Raw genomic sequence first — 18,550 nt, 5'->3', positions numbered from 1 at the left:
ACGACGAAGCAATCTTTTATACACAGCCATTTTTGCTAAAAAGATTGCTTCGTCGGCTGAAAAAGCCTTCTCGCAATGACGATAATTGAGTAGATTTAGTTCAGGATCTTTTTAGGAACACTAAGCACGATAGATCCTGAAACAAGTTCAGGAGGACGCGTAATTAAAATATCACTTGCAGTTATTTTGCTGATAAAGTAATTCAAGCGCTTTAAGGTTCCCGCCCGCGCGGGAATGACGACCGTGTTTGAATTAGACGGATTATGTCAGTTCATACTAACCATCGCTTTAATCACCCCGTTCTTTGGATCTAACCAGCTTTCAAACTCATCCTTTACTTCCTCAAATTTAACCTGATGCGTAATATAGTTGGTAGGATTAACCAAACCAGCTTTCATTGAGCTGATTACATGTTCAAAATCTTCAATGGTGGCATTTCTACTGCTCATTAACGTCGATTCGCGCTTGTGAAACTCAGGGTGGTTAAAAATTAAATCTCCTTTTTGCAAGCCGATTAAAACGAACCTTGCGCCATGTGCCATGTAGTTTATAGCATTGTTAATGGCCTTCTGATTACCTGTAGCATCGATTACAACCGTGGGCATATCACCATTGGTAATATCGCTAAGTTGTTGTGTAACATCAGGCGAAAGCGCATTAACCACATGTGCTACCTTTAATTTATCTTTACAGAAAGCCAGGCGGTCTTCGTTAATATCTAACGCGATTACGTTGGCCCCGGCAATTCTGGCGAATTCCATCGTACCCAAACCAATTGGCCCGGCACCAATAACCAGGACAAATTCTCCAGGCTGGACATCTGCCCTACGCACACCATGCGCGCCTATAGCTAAAGGTTCAACTAAAGCGAGTTCATTATAACTCAAGCCCTCGCCATGTAAAAGTGTTCTCGATGGAACCTGTAAATATTCGCGCATGCCACCATCAACATGTACACCACAAACCTGCATTTTAACACAGCAGTTTGGTTTGTTCATCCGGCAGGCAATGCATTCGCCACAATTAAAATATGGGATAAAAGTAACGGCCTCTCCTATTTTGAAACTGTTGGCTCCATCGGCTTCTACCAATTCGCCAGATAACTCGTGACCTAAAACTCTGGGGTAGTTAAAGAAAGGTTGTGTGCCTTCAAAGGCATGTAAATCGGTTCCACAGATACCGATTCTTTTAATTTTTATAATGGCATGGTCTTTTTTAAGTTCAGGTTTTTCTGTTTCTGAATATTCGAAAGTTCCAGGTGTAGTGCAGGTAAGGGTTTTCATTGTATTTAATGATTGAATTTTGAATGAATGAATTATTGAATGTTGACAGCGAATTTGGAATCATTCTATCATTCACTCAATTTATCATTCAATAATTAATTTTCTAAGCGTTCGCCAAGGCTCTGTCTAAATGAACATAACCGCCATCAACATGGATAATCTGCCCAGTGGTATGGCTTGATTTACCCGACATTAAAAAAGCTGTCATGTTTGCGATTTCTTCTGCAGTTGTCATTCTATTTTCCAATGGAATTTTTGAAGTGATTTCTTTTAGTTTTTCTTCCGCATTATCCAAAGTCTCTATCCAGGTTTCGTAAGCAGGTGTCCAGCATTCGGCAACCACTACTGCATTTACGCGGATGCCATATTTTAATAATTCAACAGCCCACTCGCGGGTTAATGCATTTCTACCGCCATTTGCAGCAGCATAGGCCGAAGTATTTCCTTGTCCTGTTTCAGCCGTTTTTGAAGTGATGTTTACAATTGCTCCTTTGCTTTTAATCAATTCTGGCAAGGCATGGTGTGCCATCAGATAATAATGCACTACATTTTTATGTAATGAAGCCATAAAGTCTTTATAATTTCCACTTTCTAAACCTACTCCATCGTTAACGCCGGCGTTATTCACTAAACCATCAATCCTTCCAAATTTAGCAACGATTTCTTTAACTACTTTTTCGCAATCATCCGGATTGGAAAGTTCTGCAACAAATTGTTCTGCTTGTTTGCCTTGTGCAACAATCTCATCAACTACTTTTTGGTTATCTGCTGCTTTTCTACCTACGATTACGGCAATTGCATTTTCCTTAGCAAATACTTCTGCAATGCTTCTACCAATGCCTTTTGCAGCACCGGTAATGATAATAACTTTTTCTTTTAATTGTAAATCCATGTTTCTTTTTAATTAGTGAATGAGAGATTGAGAGAATGAGTGAATGCAAAATGCAATTCAATCATTCAAAATTCGATCACTCTATCATTACTTTTATATCTGCCCTTCTTGATTCAGGCCATACTTTTAAATCTATTAATTTTCCATTCTTCAATTGTCCTTCAACGGTGGTTTGATAAGGCGCATAGAGCTTGAAATGTACATCCCACTCTTTAGGCCATGCAGGGTAAAGATAAATCTTTTTCCCGTCTACCTGCATCAGCATTTCCTGTAAACCGATCATACCGGAGCCGCCCCAATTATGGTCTGGCGTCCAGTCGAAGCCTGGTCCCCAGAATGCCGGAAATCTCCTTCCCGAGTCTTTTAACTTTGCGGTGGTTAATTTTGCAGCATCTTCAGTTAAACCCAATCTTGCTGCAAAAATATTATCCTGTTTCCAGCCTATAAAACTGCGGAATTTCAATAGATCAGTATCGTATTTAAAGGTATTGATGGCGGTGTCTAAACCAGGTTTACCAATTCCATAAATGCCCCAGGGGTAAACGGGATACAACTGTGGGCTTTCGGTATTGTTAATGCGTTCCCAAAGTTTTGCCGGAGCAATTGTGGTGCGGCCGTCAAATGCCCTAAAACTGATGGGTGGAATGGTTTTTAGCATGGCTTTCCATTCCGATTTTTGCTTTTCAGCTAAATTGCGATGCTCCAGAAGTCTTTCTAAAACGGTTTTTAATGCGGCAATGGTTGAAGTGGCGTTATAGGCCATTTTATAAGTTTCGGCACCAGATCCAGGATACAGAACCAAATACCCATTGGCATCTAAAGCTTTTGCTCCCCGTTGTTTAGCTAAATAAGTATAATGTTCTTTGAAAAATGTTAAAGAACTTTCAATCAATGGAAGATATTTTTCGATGTTATTACCATTGTACCTTTCTGTCTCCAAAATCATCATACAAAATTCTAAAACGGTATCCCATTCATATTCTAACCAAGCATTGTATTCCATGCCTTTGTTAAAATCGGCAGGACGTTTCCAGCCATATTCTGCTGGGTTTGGTAATCCAAAATTTTCCAATTGCTCTGTAAAACTGGCGCCGTTATGCCCCCAGGCAGATTGTGTCCTGATTTCAGCATTTTTTAACAAATTCATATAGAAATCGAACTGAGGATTCATCATTTCAAAATCGCCGCTTTTCAACATCGGCCAATAAACTAAACGTTGGTTTTGTGCGGTGTGCGTACCTCCTCCCCAATTCCTGAAATCGGGTGTATATTTCAGTGCCGTATCAGTAAGTTGAGGATCGAAGGTAAATAAACCGCCATTAAATTTCGTAGGGTATTTGCCAAAGGCATTGCAACCTAACATATACCTGAATAACTGATAATTTTTAGCCGATTGATTGGCCGATTCATCTTTCGAATTGATGTAAATGAAACTCTTTTCAAAGTAATCATTCCACCATTTTATACTGGATTTATGATTGTTATTGATTTTTAGTGAGGTTAACTGTTTTTCCCAATCAGAAACTGATTCAGTTTTAACGGTATGTAAAGCAATGGTAATGTGACTTGAACGCGAAGCTTTTTTACTTTTCAGCGTCCACGCTTTAAAAGGCGTATTTAAATAGACACCTTCATCATTCCCTGCCGGAAACAGGTTATCGCCCTGCATTGAGCCGCCGAAAATCAGGTTTTTTAGCGGATTGAACAATTCGGCCTTTCTATCATCAAGACCCTGCTGTTTTACTGCAATATCGAATACGGTTTCGGCTTTATTTTGATGGTAAAATTGAATGGTATTGTTTTTAAAAGCAATTTCATCTTTAAAGGTTTTTACAATGCCCTGAGGCGCCCATTTATACGAATTTTGGTTGTTCTCTTTGCCTTTTGTAATGCGGTCTTCAAAACGCCAGCTTTCATAACTGGCTTCTGTTGTGGTATTTTGGCTTGATTTAATGTCTAAATGAATAACAGGATTAAAAACATCTACCCAAACATTGATTTTTGTGTTTAATTTACCATTTGAGCCTGAGATCTGCGCGTAACCATCTTTTAAGATCAGTTCTTGTTTAAATGATTTCCCTAGAAAAGGGTTTGGTGATAATTTGAGTTTTACGCGACCAAGTTTAAGCAAGGTATTGTTCTCGTCGAAGGTACCGCTTTTGGATAGATAAAGGTAAACATTGCCATTTTCTACCCAGAGGTTAAGGCCGATATCGCCACCACCTACAGGCATGGATGCTGATGAATTGAGGCTTTGGGTATTCCAAACTACGTTATTTGAGGCTTTTTCTTGAGAAAAGGCGCTTGAGGTGAGTAACCACAAAGCCACGGAGCACACCAAGAAAAGGTTGGTTCTTTTTGACCATATAAGACATATAAGAGCATTTAAGGTTCTAAAGGGAATACTTAGTGTGCTTGGTGTCTTTGTGGTTAATGGTTTTTTGCATATGGTATTTGACCATATAAGAATATTTAAGTTGCTAAATGAAATACTTAGTGTGCTTTGTGTCTTTGTGGTTAATGTTTTTTTGCCTATTGTATTTGACCACCTAAGACAGCTGAGCACACCTGAGGCATGGTTCAAAAATTTTGACCATATAAGGCATATCAGAACATTTAAGTTCCTAAATGAAATACTTTGTACTTTTAGTGTCTTCGTGGTGAAATTCATTTTATAATTATTAATTCTCCCAATCATCGGTACGGAATGAAGAAACGGGTAAGCCATCGTTTCCGAATAAATCGCCCGTTACAAAATCTTTGAAGGCGTAGCGAACAGCCACCGGTACTTTAACCTGCACTGCTGAAACAGTGATGCTACTTCCGGTTATAGTGGCTTTGGCAGGGTAAAATATATGGTCTGCCCCCGCTACTTCAAATAAGGCCAGATCTTTGCCAAATGAAGTTAAGCCATTTGTTACATTTTGGAACTTGATCACCGCTTTATTTTTATCGATGTTCAAAGATTCATAGTTCGGGCTTAATGCACCAAAACCTTTTATACCGTAAGTTTGAGACAAGGCCAGGTAAGCCAAACGTGTTCCTCCCTGTTTTTTGTTTGCGGGATGGATGGATTTTTCCTCGCCGATATCCATTAAAACAGCCATCCCCGAAGTTGGAATTTTAGTTAGGGATTTACGTTGTGCATCGCGTAAAAAGGCCGAGTTAAATTTCCCACCAACATGATAAGGCGGCAATTGGGCATAGTTGTAGGGCGCGATTTGCGCATAATAGAAAGGAAAATCACCATTATCCCAATTTTTTCTCCAGGAAGAAACCATCGCCGGGAATAAGTCTTCGTAGCGGTCTGGACGTTCATAATTTGATTCGCCCTGATACCAGATGGCACCTTTTATGCCATAGCCGATTACAGGATAAAGCATGCCATTGTATAACGTTGTGGGCGTTCTGCTTACTTCTTTTATGCTGTCGGTTTTTGAAGGGATTTTAACCTCGGGGAATGCTTTTAAATCCTCTGGCGACATCCAGGCCTCAATTGTAGAACCGCCATAACTATCGTTGATGATCCCGATAGGAACATTTAACATTTCGCTTAATAAGGAACCAAAATAATAAGCGGTTGCGCTAAAATTGGCAACGCTTTCTGGTGCAGCTAATTTCCATTGCGAAGCTTTGCTGTTTTCTTGTCGTTCGGTAATGGAAGAACGCGGAACAGTATAAAGCCTGATGTTTTTATTGGTAGATTTTAGAATGACCTCATTGGAACCAATTATCGGCTGACTTTTAAAACCTTTCATGGGCATTTCCATGTTTGATTGGCCACCACAGAACCAAACTTCACCAATTAGAATATCGGTCAGGATAAGTTTTTCACCATCATTTAATTCAATATTGTATGGACCACCGGCTGATGGAGTCGCAACTTTTATTTTCCATTTACCGGCCTGATCAGTAATAACGCTATAGTGCTGTTTGTTCCAGGAGGTATTGATTTTTACCCTGGTAGCGGGTTTGGCCCAGCCCCATATAGCAACATTGTTTTGTTGTTGTAACACCATGTGATCGGTAAAAATCGATGCAGGCTTTACTGTGGCTGATGCAATAAGGCCACATGCGAGGTTTAAGAATATGAAGATTTTTAGTTTCATTTTTTTAACATTAAATATTTGATCCAATCAATTGATAGAATCTTGTAAAAGAGTCGTCATCTCGACCGGAGCAACGCGAAGTGGAGAGATCTATTTAGTTAGATTTCTCGACTGCGTTGCACTCCGCTCGAAATGACGACCGCATATTATCTACTCACAGGCAGCCACACCGACATTTCTGAATGCCCTCTGTTTCCCCAGGCAAAGTATGGCACCAGTTTAATTTCTGTTGTTGTATTTTTATCTTCAATCGGCCTGTACAACACATTTTTCCAGTTGTTTGTCGTTACCATTTTTGCATTTCCTACTAAACTCATCATTGCAGTACCATCAATGTTAATGGGTTTGACCTCAAATTTGGTTGAAGCTGGGATAAAAGCATTAAAAATACTTTTACCAGGTAAATCTGTCGATTCCAGGCAGTAGACAATTGGTCCGCGTTTTATAGCTACCTGGTTCCTGTTTTCTTCGACCAAAGGATTGGCTTCAATCAAAGTGGCATCCATAGGGAGATTTAATTCTATTACATCACCTTTTCTCCAAACGCGGCTGATTTCTGCATAAGTTCCGGAAATGGCTTTAAGATTTTCAGTTTTCCCATTGATTGTGATCTGTGCATCATGTGTCCACGACGGGATTCTCAAAAATAAAGAATAAGCTTTATTTCCTATTTCTTTAATGCTGATTTTGATCTTGCCATCCCAGGGATAATTGGTTTCTTGAGATAAAGAAATTTTCTGACCATTTGTTAATGTAGTATTTAGGTTATTGCCACCATATAAATTGAACCACAAGCCTTTATCTGAAGTACTGTAGGCATAATCGCTAACTTCTGCAATCGTTCTGACTACGTTTGGTGGACAGCAATTGGACAATGCGATATAAGGCACCCTATCTTTCGACCAGCGTTGTTTAAAAGGTAAATCGTCTGATTGCGCCAAAGGATTGGTGTACAAAAAGTTTTTTCCATCCAAACTAATTCCAGACAGAACGCTATTGTGTAAGGCCAGTTCCATTACATCAGCATATTTTGCATCGCCTGTAATCTGCAACATGCGCCAGTTCCAAAGTACGTTACCAATGTTGGCACAGGTTTCGTTGTGTGCCGTAAAATTGGGCAATTGAAAATCGCGACCGAAGGCCTGGTGGATTTTCTGCACATCGGCCGGATTATAGGATGTGCCATCGGGCGAAGTTCCATCGTAAAGCGAGCCACAGCCACCCGTAATGTACATTTTGTGCTGATTGACATCATCCCACATTAAATTCAATGTTCTTAAAAGTGAATCTTTACCCGTTTCGGCATATAAATCGGCTACACCCGCATAAAGGTAGTTTGCACGTACGGCATGGCCCATGGCTTTGGTTTGTTGTAGAAAAGGAATGCGATCCTGGTTATCGTCTGTGCCATCATCAATTTTACCTTTTATGGCAATTAAATGTTGGGCCAGCTCTAAATACCGTGGATCTTTCGTGGTGCGGTACATTTCTATCACGCCCATGTAATGCGATGGACAAATGGCGTTTCGTGCCAATGTCGGTGAAGCAGATTTATAGAAATTATACAGATAATCTGTCGCTTTTTTAGCAATGTTGAGCAAAGTGATTTTTCCGGTTGCCCGGTAATGAATGCAACCTGCCGTCATTAAATGGCCAATATTGTACGATTCGAAGCTTAACCGATCCTGAAACTGGTTTTTAGATCCTGTTTTGCGCTGTTCGATCATGGCTTTGGTATAGATGTAGCCATCGTTGCGTTGTGATTTACCGATTACCACAATGGCTTTATCCATCATTTCGTTCAGTTTCGGGTTTTTGGTTGAAGCATATAAAACAGCTACAGCCTCCAACGTTTTGTAATAATCGCCATCATGGAAAGATGGACCAGCATGCGAGCCCGTATCTAAACCTGCTGCAATTTTGAAATTTTGAAAAGCGTGACTGATCTTCGGATCGTTATAAATGGCCCACATGTTAGGTACCATGGTTTCGGTGGCCACTTTAAAGCGGTCTGCCCAAAATCCTTTTGTCCAGGTTACATCTGTCATATTGATGCTGTGCAATTTCGCATAAGGCGAATTTGACGTATTAACCAAAGCTTTGTCTTGTGCTTTAGCGCTTAACGTTAGAAAAAGCGCTGTACAAATAGTTATCTGAAGTCGTAAAGTCTGCAGGACAAAATTTTTGGTTATGTGAGGTAGCTTTTTCATTATTCTTAAGTTTTTAACCTGGAAATGTTCCTGGTTTATTATTATTAATCTAATTTATTGCCAAAAGTCTTTAGATTCTGAAGCGTAGGTAATGGCCTGATCACTATTTTCTTTGTATTTTTCTTTAAGATTTTTTCGGAACCCAATAACATTGTAGTTTCAGTTCTTACTCCTGTTATAAGGTTAAATACAGTCTCGGTTGTCGAATTTTGCCCATCATAAACTACGCTAGAGGTTTGAATCAATTGAAAAACTCCATTTTTGTAGATGAATTTATACTCAAAGCGAACATCATTTTTTTCAGCGTTCATTAATAAAAATCCGTTTTCAATAAAAAAAATATGGAATTGTATTTTTAGTATGTACACCGTTTACATATTGGGGTTCAATTACATCAGTTGAAGAGAAAGCCATTTTAAATTTCTTATTTGGCTGTAAAAAGAATATTTGTAACCTTAATGGAACGGCTGTATCGATCGTATCCATCATAATTACGGTTTTGTCGATCAAACCATCTTTATTTAAATCGCCCTTTTCCAACCTGATCTGGACATTAAAATTATCCTTTACCTTCTTTTGTTGAGCGTAAACAATCGTTTGGGTAAAAGCCAGAATTAATACAATTATTTTTTTCATTATTTTGAAATATTAACGCCCATTTACTCTTCCACTTGTATCACTACCGGCCCTAATAATCCCGCAGAATTTAAAGGCTTGCCTTCTAACCGGAAAGGTGCAGTTGTTTTGGTAATTCTTTTATTTTCTGGTAGTTTGCTATCACCAATTAAACGGTTAGCCCAGGTATTGGTTACTTCAATGGTAATTTGATTTTCTCCCATTTTTAATGCTTTACTAATTTCTAAATGGTACGGAGCAGTCCACAAAGTGCCGCAGTTTATACCATTGATTTTTACTTCGGCAATGCTGAAGAATCCGCCTAAATCAAGCCAGATTTTCTTTTTAAGATCTCCGCTGAAGGTGAAGTTTTTGCTATACGTTGCAGTTCCTGAATAATACTTAACCAAACTATCGGTGTTTTGTGTCCAATCAGTTAAATCGTTAAAAACTATGGGTTTTGATGGACCTGCATAAGCCGTATCGAATTTTGTCTGCCATGATCTGGAAATATCTATATCTGTCTTTTTAACTTTTTTTCCTTTTGCGTCTCTTAATTCCTTCTCTGCGCTTTCTGAATAGAAAGAATAAACACCTGGCGTATCTAAAATCACAAAGATTGATTGATTTGGATACATCGTTAAATTTAAACTTGTTCCGGCAATAGTATTGTTGACCCTATGAAGTGTAAACCAGGTATTACTCACCGCATCGTAAGTTTTCACTGTTTTTTTGCCGTTCCTTAAAGTTAAATAAAGTTCTCTTTTTCTATTTTCCTGATTAGTAATAAAATAAATTTCCTTTTCTCCATCAATTCTGTGCGCGTAACCTATACCCTTTGCATAACTTCTACCTGCCTTATTATCTATTTCATCGTTCACATCCAAATCTCTTTCCAAACCCAGGGCATCAAAAGTTTCTCCATAAAATGGTGCTTTAAAAACTTGGCCTAAACCTAACTTTTTCTTATAAACTGGTCGACCATTATTTTTATAAGACTCGAAATTTCCTTCCCAGATTTCTTCTACAATTCTATCAAAAGAAGTTTTGTTAACTTGTTTAAATCCAGATTGATACAATGGCTTATCTCCAATAATTACTTTAGCGCCAGCCTTGATTAATGCTGAGAGTTTTTTAACCGTAGAATAACTCATATACTGGTAATTAGGGTTCATCTTCATATTACCCGGTATCACCAAAATTTTGTAAGTTGCGTTACTCTCAAAAACTACATTACCATCTTTTACCGTTGCTGTACTTAGTACATCGGGATTAAAACTATCATAAGCATAACCCCGTAATGGATTTACCCAATTTTCGGGATCGGCCATATTTGCCGAATGGGTTACACCGGCCGGGATTTGCCTTAAAGGTTCACCAACATTTGCAAGTCGTTTCTGCTCTGCTTCTACTACAGCTGTGCCAAAAATGCCGGGTAAGGTTTCAACCAAACGATCAGGCAATACGGAACGGCGTGGTAATTCTTCACCGGTAAAAACGGCGATATCGACAACTGGCTTGCCTTGTTGTAACAGGTTTTGTGTTCTTTCCGCATAATCTATCCATGCTTTACCCGCCTTCCACCAGGTTTGATCGCGTTGAAAATATAGGCCAACACCATCTAAGGTCATTCCAGGTTTCCGATCTGTCCAGGGGTTGTGTGTAAAGACGTGATACACCAATTTATTGATCCCTAAAGCATAATTACGATCCTGTAGGGTTTTCATATTGGCTGGACTTTCGTTCCAGTCCATACGAACGGTGGTAAAAGCCTCGGCCTGGATGATGTTTTTACCATAAATATGAGCGCCCGAAATGGCATCCAACATATCGTTCGGTTTATCGTGTGTCGGGCTGTTTAACCAAAACTCGCCCATGGGGATGTCAACCGTTTTGTAATGCATCAATCCGTCACTCATCATCGTTGGTGCAATACTTTCCGCCGTAAAAATTACGCCCTGATCTTTTGCCAGTTTAGCCAGCGTTTTATAAAACTGGTCGACAACCAATTCTGAAATCGTTTTTCTGATATCATAAAGGAAATTTTCGGACACCGATACATTCTCTAAAGGCAAACCGGTCATGATGGGTAAATATGGCGTTAAATCATAACCTCTACGCTTTAAAAATTCTGCTTTAAATACCGGCGACCAATTCTGGCTGCCACATTCCCAACTGTCTACATGGAAAATGCTTAAAACTTTTTTGGCTATTTCTGGTCCGCCATGTTTTAAAGCTTCACCATACCAGTTGGCGAATTGTAGTTTTACCGCTTCCGGATTAAATTTGTCGCATTCCAAGCCCTTTCCGCCGCCACCTGTTGCATTGCTATGCCCTGTAGAAGTATGGCCAATCCTTAATATTGTCCAATTTCCTTTTGGCGCTTTCCAGTTTAAAGTTCCATCTGGATTTAATTTATCCGTTAGGTTAATGATCTTATTCAATGGTACACACAGGTTTTTGGCAATTTCTGTTTCTGTGCTTCTTTTACTGATCCGCCAAACTGAACCATTTTTGCCTTCGAACTGATTGAGCTGTGCTTCAGAAGATAATTCGAGGTTTAGGAGCTTTAATGATGGTTTCCATTTGGCTGCATCTAAATCCTCTGAGCCTGGTTCGGATCCCTTTTTATCATAAATAAACCTGAAAAATTTAGCTGTGGCAGGTACAATGGAATGGGTAACATCTTCATCGGTATCCTGCCAGCCATGTCGTGGGGCTACCAACCTACCGATAGATCGAAAATTTTTCCCATCATCACTTACCTCTATCGCTAAACGTTGTGCCTGATAGTTATTTCCACTTACTTTAATGGTTATCGTTCTGCAGGTGAAAGGTTTTTCAAATTCGTATTGAATATAACAGGATTCATTTGAACCAAAGTTTTTCTTATTCCCAGGCTGAACGAGGCCAGTGGCATCAGCACCATTGCTGGCTGTAATTTTTGGGCTAACCGTTCTTGTTGAAATGCCCTCACCAATTGGTGAAGGGTAAGCGTAAACGGCAATATCTTTATAATAATTTTCTTTTGATTCTGGTTTAGGCAAATTGATCTTAGTAACTGTATTACTGATGTTTATTTTAGACCAAACTACTTTCTGCATCGATAATTCAGGGGTTATCCATGGGCCACCTGCTAGCGCGAAACCATCACTCACATGCATGCCTAATTTCAGATCCAACCGTTTCGCCTCACTCATGGCAAACTCAACCATTTTCCACCATTCGGGTGTGAGTTGTACGGCAGGCGGCGAATAAGCTGGGACTTTATCAGGGCCTTGAATGCTCATTAAATAAGCACCCGCGATGCCATTTGATTTCATGGCTTCCAGATCAGCTGTGATGCCCGCTTTTGAAACCGCACCTTTAACCCAATACCAAAATACCCAAGGTTTTGCACTTTCGTTCTGTTGCGCAAAGAGGCTTGCTGAAAAGTCAAAGCAAAACAACAGCATGAATATAAAAATCTTGCTAAACCTAAATTTCATTTTTTTTTATTTTCTTATAAATACCAAAGGTGGTTTTCAGCCCGCGAAACAATCTTTATTCGAGAATAGATTGCCACATCGTTCCTCCTCGCATCCGATAGCTATCGGATGACGTTAAATTTTATTTGTGTGCGATTTTATAACCTCGCAAGCCGAAATAAAGAATCACCAGGAAACATGCCAGCGGAATGCTGTAGCCGATCTGTACATTATCGTTGTTGGCATCTATTACTGCGCCCATGGTTAACGGTACCAAAGAACCACCAATGATAGACATGATCAGCCAAGAGGAACCAGGTTTTGTATCATCGCCAATCCCCTCAATACCCAATGCAAATATGGTCGGAAACATGATGGACATGAAAAAACCTAAACCACCTAATGCATAAACCACAATTGGGCCCTTAATTGTTATTGCAATTAAACATAAAAGAATAGCTACACAAGCATAAATGGACAATAATTTTGGTGATTTTACATAAGCTAACAAAGCGGTTCCTGCAAACCGACCTACCGTGAAAAGAATTCCATAAATAAATAGATAAATGCCTGCTGTTCTTTCATCGAAGCCTGCTCCTTGTTGCGCAGCTCGGATAAACGAGCTGGTAACACAAACCTGAGCGCCTACATAAAAAAACTGAGCTACAACCGCCCACCTTAAATGTTTGTGTTTTAAGGCGCCCAGAAAGCTACCTTTAGCTTCTCCATCAATGCTTTTGGTTTTTATCTCGGGGAATTTAATAAAGCAAAAAGCAATTGCAATAAAAACTAAAACTGTACCTAAAATAATGTAAGGTGTTTTTACAGATGATGCTTCGGCTAAACGGATAGCCTCTGTCATGTTCATTAACTGATCTTGGGTATATGTTTTTCCTGATAGGATATAATGCGTACCCACATAACCAGCTACGGCTGCTGCCAGGCCATTAAAAGAAGCAGCTAAATTTAAGCGGCTCGCAGCCTTAGCTGGATCACCCAATACTGCTGCATAAGGATTTGCCGACGTTTCTAAAGTAGCTAAACCACAGCCAATAATAAATAATGCAATTAAAAACGTAACATAAGAAAGGTTGTTAGCCGCAGGTACAAATAAAAACGCCCCGAATGCAAAAACCAATAAGCCTACAATCATAGTGGTTTTATATCCCCACTTTTTAAGGATGATTCCAGCAGGTATTGCCATCAAAAAATAGGCTAAAAAGATCGATGTATCAATTAACATCGATTCGAGGTTGCTCAGGTTAAAAGCTTTTCGCAAATGTGGAATAAGGCTGGAATCGAGGTTATGTGCCATTCCCCAGAGGAAAAACAAACTGATAACAAAGATAAAAGGCAATAGATACTTCTTTCCTGACGGATCGCCCTCAGTTACAATTTCTGGCTGTGTGGTTGTTGGTTCATTAGTCATTGGTTCATTGGTTAGGTTATTGGTTCATTTGTTTAGTTCGATAGTTGATTAGTTTATTTATCACTGGTTCATTAGCCATTGGTGCTGTAATCATGTCTGGTAAACTGTCGCTATAGGCGCCCAGACCAATGAACTACTGACCATTGAACTAATGAACCTTTTTCACCACCAAAAGATGGTCGCAGACTAGGACAACTTCTCCATGTTGGTTGATGATTTCTACATGCTCGGTTACGGTGCCATATTCTGGCCTTTTGCTCTCTCCTTTTTCAGAAATGGTTATTTCGGAGTGAATGGTGTCGCCGATAAAAACAGGTTTTACGAAACGCAATTTATCATATCCTTTACTCATGGCTTCAGGATTGATTTCTGAAGCTGTTAAACCGATCCCAATGCTAAAAATCATGGTTCCGTGGGCGATTCGTTGTTTGAAAGGTTGTGTTGCACACCATTCGGCATCCATATGGTGGGGGAAGAAATCGCCGGTATGGCCAGCATGAACTACAAAATCGGTTTCGGTTATCGTGCGACCTAAGGTTATACGTTTATCTTGTAATTGATAATCTTCAAAAAATGTTGATTTGAAATACATAGTTTTTAATTTATAGCGATACAATCGCTTATCTCGTACATCCTCGTTACAAACGAGGACGATATTATAATTTTAATTGTTAGCCCTTCAACTAATCTTTATTGCACCTTAAATTTTACATTGGCATTTCCATCCAATAAAGCCTGAGTAGTACACCTACGTTCTACTTCAATCCGGCCTAATAAATTTTTCGGATTGCAGTTCCTAACCTAAGCAGAAACGTTAAAAGAAAAATTTTAAGCCGGGAGTTTTGTTTTTTCAAGGGCGCTTATGTTTTCAACTGCATTCAAGCTAGCTCTGCTGGTCTTTTGCGATCAAAAGAAAAGAGCCCGTCTGGCCAAGACATAGTGAATCAGAGTGCTTCGGTTCGCTTATTCCCTGCCTCACAATAACGATTTAATTATTTAATCGTTCTTCTACCTTCACACCTCCAATATCACTCGATTGATAGGCACTTTCTACCACAGCCATGGTTTGAATCACATCCTCCACACTGGTATGTAAAACATCGCTTGAACCTTCATTATAGCACATCAAATTGGCCATTGTACCAATAAAAGCCTCTGGAAACCAAGATCCTTCCAATGTTACGGTTTGCCATTCTGGTGATTTCCCGTCTTCCACAATACAGTATTCAAAAACATCAGGTACACCATGGGGATAATCCATCAATAGGCCAATTTTAGCTACTATTGCGCCTTTGGTTCCCTCCCATTTAATATAACTTTCCTGATGATTTGGACCGAAATCGTGGTCGTGATTGGTGTTGATTACCGCGTGCATGGTGTCTCCGTAATCAAATAAGATTGTAGAACGAGATGATGACAAACTTTTCGCCGGATGTTTTAATGTTTTTGCTAAAATACTCTCAGGATTACCCAAAAACGAACGGATTAAATCGACATAATGAATGCTGTGGTACTGAATTTCTAAACGTGGATGAATAATTACGTGCGGAAAAATCTCCCATGGTGTTTTAATTGTTACACGGACTTCCATATCGTATAATTCGCCGATTAAACCTTGATCGATGATGGATTTTGCGGCACTTACAAATGGCGCAAAACGCAACTGAAAGTTTATAGCCGCTTTTAAATTCTTGGTTCTGCAGAGTTCGAGAATTTCTTTTGCCTGTGTAAAATCATCGCCCATGGGTTTTTGAATTAACACCGAACTTCCATCGGGCAACTGCTTTAATGTTTCGATGTATTGCTCAGGCATGATCGTTAAATCGTAAACTGCATTTGCTGGAGCAAGTTTAACCGCCTCATCAACAGAATTATAAACGTTTGGAATTCCAAAAACATCAGCCAATTTCTGTGCCCGCTCTTTTGTACGATTTACAATGCCATGTACTTCAAAACCAGCAATTTTATATGCTGGGAGATGGGCATCTGCCACTATTCCCCCCGCACCAATAATAATGATGGGCTGTTTGGTTTGTGGCAGGTCGGGTTTATATTTGATATCAATACTCATTTGTCAATTTCATTAATCTGGTTCTGTGCGAGCTGGATGAGCGATTCGGTTGCGGCATCGGTATTGATGGCCTGTAAAACCATTTGGTCGATAATGGCAGCAATAGCAGCCCAATTTTGTTTCTGTGGCAACATATTCGCCACCTCGTGCAATTGTTCTAATTTATGGTAATAAGGAATAACCTGGTTGATCTCTTCATCTGCCCAGGTCGAAATCCTGCAGCCGATTCCTCCTGCTAACGTGAGCTGTTTATCCTGTTCTGCAGCCAGTGCAAAACGGAGAAAATCGTAGGCAATGTCTTTATTTTTACTACCCTTTGCAATGGTGTAAAGCCAGTATACATTTAGCGAAGCTGAGTTTTTACCTGGATCGGATGGCAATCGTTCCACATCAATTTTTCCTTTTACCTTGGAGTTTGCATCTACTTCGCACATGGCCGCAAAACCGAACCAATTGATCATCATGGCGGCTTCACCTTGTGAAAAGGCTATCCCTGCGGCTACTGATTCGAATGCTGCAGATTTTGGATGAACAGCAGTTTTGTCGTTAACGATTTTACGGTAAAAGTTTAAACCATCAATGGCTGCCTGGGTATTAATCTGAATAAAACCATTTTTATCAACCAGTGTCCCGCCTCTGGTCCATAATTGCAAAGCAAAATCGAAAACGGTATTGTGACCATCGGGATAACAGGCGAAAATACTGCCATATAAATTTTGTTCAGGACGGTTAAAAAAACGGGCAATCTGATGAAAATCTTCCCAGGTTTTGGGTACTGCTAAGGCTTTTCCGTATTGCGCCAAGTAATTAGCTTTTTCGGTTTCATTTTCGAATAGATCTCTTCTATAAATAAAACATTCCGGCCCATCATGAAATGGCAAGCCAACCACTTCCCAGCCGAAGCGCTGCAGCCCTAAAAGCGATTTGCTCCATCCCCTCGGGAAATCGTCGGGTTTGTTTTTGTTGATGTAGGGATTTAAAACTTCGAAATCATTGGCTGAATAGCCTTCCAAAACCCAATCGGTACTGATGTGCGCTAGATCAAAATCGCCTTTTGCCAAACCTTTTTGAGTGATGGTACTGTCGTAAAGTTCGTGCAGGTCCATTACCACCATATCTAACTTTAGTGTGCAGCCCGAACGGATACAATATTGCTCCCAGAATTTCTGCATGGCAGCTTCAAATGGCGCAAATTTACGAACGGCTATCCTGAAAGTTTCTACTTGGTTATGCATTTGCAATGGTTTGCTGTGTTATAAACTCTTTGATAATTTTTTCATTATCCTGTCCTAATTTTGGCGAGCCTATTGCTGAGGTCAATAATTCTCCATCAATACGGATCGGGCATCTTGTGGTTTCATATTTGTAACCATCTATCATTTCCACTTCCTGAACCATCTTCAACACCTTAAAACCCTCATGGGCCATTAAAGCATTCCAGTTTAGTACATCGGCACACCAAATATCGGCAGGTTCTAAAATGGAAAGCCATTTTTCGGTAGTCGCCGATAAAAGATGATCGGCCAAAATGGCTTTAATCTCATCACGTTTATCAAATGCTTCGCTTACTTCCACATATTCTTCCAATTTCTCGCAGTCAAGTAAATTTCCCAACTGTGGGATTGAACCCATCGCCAGGGCTAAATATCCGTTTTCTGTTTGATAAATCCCATAAGGAGCGCCTAAATATGCATTTGCGTTGTTCTTTTTAGAACGTTGGGGTAACGATCCGCCATCATTCATAAAAGTGGTGATGGTTTCAAACTGGAAATCGTAAGCGGACTCCATCATGCTGATCTGCACAAAACCACCTTCGTTTTTTAACGCCTTTCGGTATAAACAGGCCAGGATTCCCTGCGCCAGGTGCGCGCCCGCCAACATATCTACAATGGATAAACCCATTGCTACAGGGCCACTACCGGCATTTCCGGTTAAAGCGGTTAAGCCTGTAACGGATTGCAAAAGTAAATCCTGTCCAGGTTTGTTTTTCCATTCCGTGTTGTTGCCATAGCCTGAAATTTCGCCATAAATTAGGGTTGGATTTAAAGCGGCAACGGATGGATAATCGAAACCCAAACGCTCCATTACCCCTGGTCGGAAATTATGGATCATTACATCTGCCTTTTTAAGCAGTTCGCGTACCATTTCACAATCTTCTTCGCGTTTTAAATCAACTTCAAAACTCTCTTTATTCCTGTTGATGGCATGAAAAACAGATGATTCGCCATTCATAATCAGATTTGAAGTGTAGAGCGTGCGGCAAATGTCGCCAACACCCAAACGCTCAATTTTGATTACACGCGCACCCATATCGGCCAGGCGCAAACTTGCTGATGGCCCCGATAGGAACTGGCTGAAATCGATAACTAAATAATCTTCAAGCGGTAGCATAATTTTGTTTATTAAATCGTCACTTTCCTAAAGCGATCGTCATCTCGACCGTAGCGGAGAGATCTATTAGGTCTTTGTCCTAT

Annotated in this window: 13 protein-coding genes; all 13 read right to left on the bottom strand. The window is 39.9% G+C overall.

The features are described 5' to 3' along the window. Nucleotides 1-266 precede the first annotated feature (266 nt). Complete coding sequence (locus ACTJKN_RS11090) at nucleotides 267-1,283, bottom strand: zinc-binding alcohol dehydrogenase family protein (RefSeq protein ID WP_440824956.1); 1,017 nt, start codon at nucleotides 1,281-1,283, stop codon at nucleotides 267-269. Nucleotides 1,284-1,386: 103 nt separating this feature from the next. Next, nucleotides 1,387-2,175, bottom strand: coding sequence for an SDR family oxidoreductase (locus ACTJKN_RS11085; protein ID WP_440824955.1), 789 nt, complete (start codon nucleotides 2,173-2,175; stop codon nucleotides 1,387-1,389). Nucleotides 2,176-2,251: 76 nt separating this feature from the next. After that, complete coding sequence (locus tag ACTJKN_RS11080) at nucleotides 2,252-4,513, bottom strand: DUF5703 domain-containing protein (RefSeq protein ID WP_440824968.1); 2,262 nt, start codon at nucleotides 4,511-4,513, stop codon at nucleotides 2,252-2,254. 343 nt (nucleotides 4,514-4,856) lie between these two features. Next, on the bottom strand, nucleotides 4,857-6,284 hold the full coding sequence (locus ACTJKN_RS11075; RefSeq protein WP_440824953.1) for a sialate O-acetylesterase: 1,428 nt from the start codon (nucleotides 6,282-6,284) through the stop codon (nucleotides 4,857-4,859). 146 nt (nucleotides 6,285-6,430) lie between these two features. Further along, nucleotides 6,431-8,494, bottom strand: a complete 2,064-nt coding sequence (locus tag ACTJKN_RS11070; RefSeq protein WP_440824951.1) for an aceric acid hydrolase — start codon at nucleotides 8,492-8,494, stop codon at nucleotides 6,431-6,433. Between the two features lie 44 nt (nucleotides 8,495-8,538). Then, the gene (locus ACTJKN_RS11065; RefSeq protein ID WP_440824949.1) at nucleotides 8,539-8,805 is read right to left on the bottom strand and encodes a hypothetical protein; all 267 of its coding nucleotides are present in this window, start codon (nucleotides 8,803-8,805) and stop codon (nucleotides 8,539-8,541) included. A 16-nt stretch (nucleotides 8,806-8,821) separates the two neighbouring features. Next, entirely contained in the window at nucleotides 8,822-9,130 is a 309-nt protein-coding gene (locus ACTJKN_RS11060; protein ID WP_440824947.1) for a hypothetical protein, read from the bottom strand. Nucleotides 9,131-9,153: 23 nt separating this feature from the next. After that, nucleotides 9,154-12,597, bottom strand: coding sequence for a glycosyl hydrolase (locus tag ACTJKN_RS11055; protein WP_440824945.1), 3,444 nt, complete (start codon nucleotides 12,595-12,597; stop codon nucleotides 9,154-9,156). A gap of 121 nt (nucleotides 12,598-12,718) precedes the next feature. Then, nucleotides 12,719-14,005 (bottom strand): L-fucose:H+ symporter permease, encoded by a 1,287-nt coding sequence (fucP, locus tag ACTJKN_RS11050; protein ID WP_440824943.1) that lies wholly within the window; start codon nucleotides 14,003-14,005, stop codon nucleotides 12,719-12,721. A 148-nt stretch (nucleotides 14,006-14,153) separates the two neighbouring features. Continuing rightward, nucleotides 14,154-14,597 (bottom strand): MaoC/PaaZ C-terminal domain-containing protein, encoded by a 444-nt coding sequence (locus tag ACTJKN_RS11045; RefSeq protein ID WP_293312064.1) that lies wholly within the window; start codon nucleotides 14,595-14,597, stop codon nucleotides 14,154-14,156. Nucleotides 14,598-14,993: 396 nt separating this feature from the next. Then, nucleotides 14,994-16,076: a Gfo/Idh/MocA family protein gene (locus tag ACTJKN_RS11040; protein WP_440824940.1), complete on the bottom strand. Its 1,083-nt coding sequence runs from the start codon at nucleotides 16,074-16,076 to the stop codon at nucleotides 14,994-14,996. Continuing rightward, nucleotides 16,073-17,311, bottom strand: coding sequence for an extracellular solute-binding protein (locus ACTJKN_RS11035; protein ID WP_440824938.1), 1,239 nt, complete (start codon nucleotides 17,309-17,311; stop codon nucleotides 16,073-16,075). The genes ACTJKN_RS11040 and ACTJKN_RS11035 overlap by 4 nt, the downstream gene beginning before the upstream one ends. Then, nucleotides 17,304-18,467 (bottom strand): CaiB/BaiF CoA transferase family protein, encoded by a 1,164-nt coding sequence (locus tag ACTJKN_RS11030; protein WP_440824937.1) that lies wholly within the window; start codon nucleotides 18,465-18,467, stop codon nucleotides 17,304-17,306. Before ACTJKN_RS11030 ends, ACTJKN_RS11035 begins: the two co-directional genes overlap by 8 nt. Nucleotides 18,468-18,550 lie beyond the last annotated feature (83 nt).

The sequence above is a fragment of the Pedobacter sp. 22163 genome, from assembly GCF_052045595.1.
Classification (GTDB): domain Bacteria; phylum Bacteroidota; class Bacteroidia; order Sphingobacteriales; family Sphingobacteriaceae; genus Pedobacter.
This window is presented reverse-complemented; position numbering and strand designations above follow the sequence as displayed.

Coding starts and splice junctions, on each gene's coding strand:
- ACTJKN_RS11065 (WP_440824949.1), bottom strand. CDS start 8,805: ATGAACGCTGAAAAAAATGATGTTCGCTTTGAGTATAAATTCATCTAC.
- ACTJKN_RS11090 (WP_440824956.1), bottom strand. CDS start 1,283: ATGAAAACCCTTACCTGCACTACACCTGGAACTTTCGAATATTCAGAA.
- ACTJKN_RS11045 (WP_293312064.1), bottom strand. CDS start 14,597: ATGTATTTCAAATCAACATTTTTTGAAGATTATCAATTACAAGATAAA.
- ACTJKN_RS11085 (WP_440824955.1), bottom strand. CDS start 2,175: ATGGATTTACAATTAAAAGAAAAAGTTATTATCATTACCGGTGCTGCA.
- ACTJKN_RS11040 (WP_440824940.1), bottom strand. CDS start 16,076: ATGAGTATTGATATCAAATATAAACCCGACCTGCCACAAACCAAACAG.
- ACTJKN_RS11060 (WP_440824947.1), bottom strand. CDS start 9,130: ATGAAAAAAATAATTGTATTAATTCTGGCTTTTACCCAAACGATTGTT.
- ACTJKN_RS11075 (WP_440824953.1), bottom strand. CDS start 6,284: ATGAAACTAAAAATCTTCATATTCTTAAACCTCGCATGTGGCCTTATT.
- ACTJKN_RS11070 (WP_440824951.1), bottom strand. CDS start 8,494: ATGAAAAAGCTACCTCACATAACCAAAAATTTTGTCCTGCAGACTTTA.
- ACTJKN_RS11030 (WP_440824937.1), bottom strand. CDS start 18,467: ATGCTACCGCTTGAAGATTATTTAGTTATCGATTTCAGCCAGTTCCTA.
- ACTJKN_RS11035 (WP_440824938.1), bottom strand. CDS start 17,311: ATGCATAACCAAGTAGAAACTTTCAGGATAGCCGTTCGTAAATTTGCG.
- fucP (WP_440824943.1), bottom strand. CDS start 14,005: ATGACTAATGAACCAACAACCACACAGCCAGAAATTGTAACTGAGGGC.
- ACTJKN_RS11055 (WP_440824945.1), bottom strand. CDS start 12,597: ATGAAATTTAGGTTTAGCAAGATTTTTATATTCATGCTGTTGTTTTGC.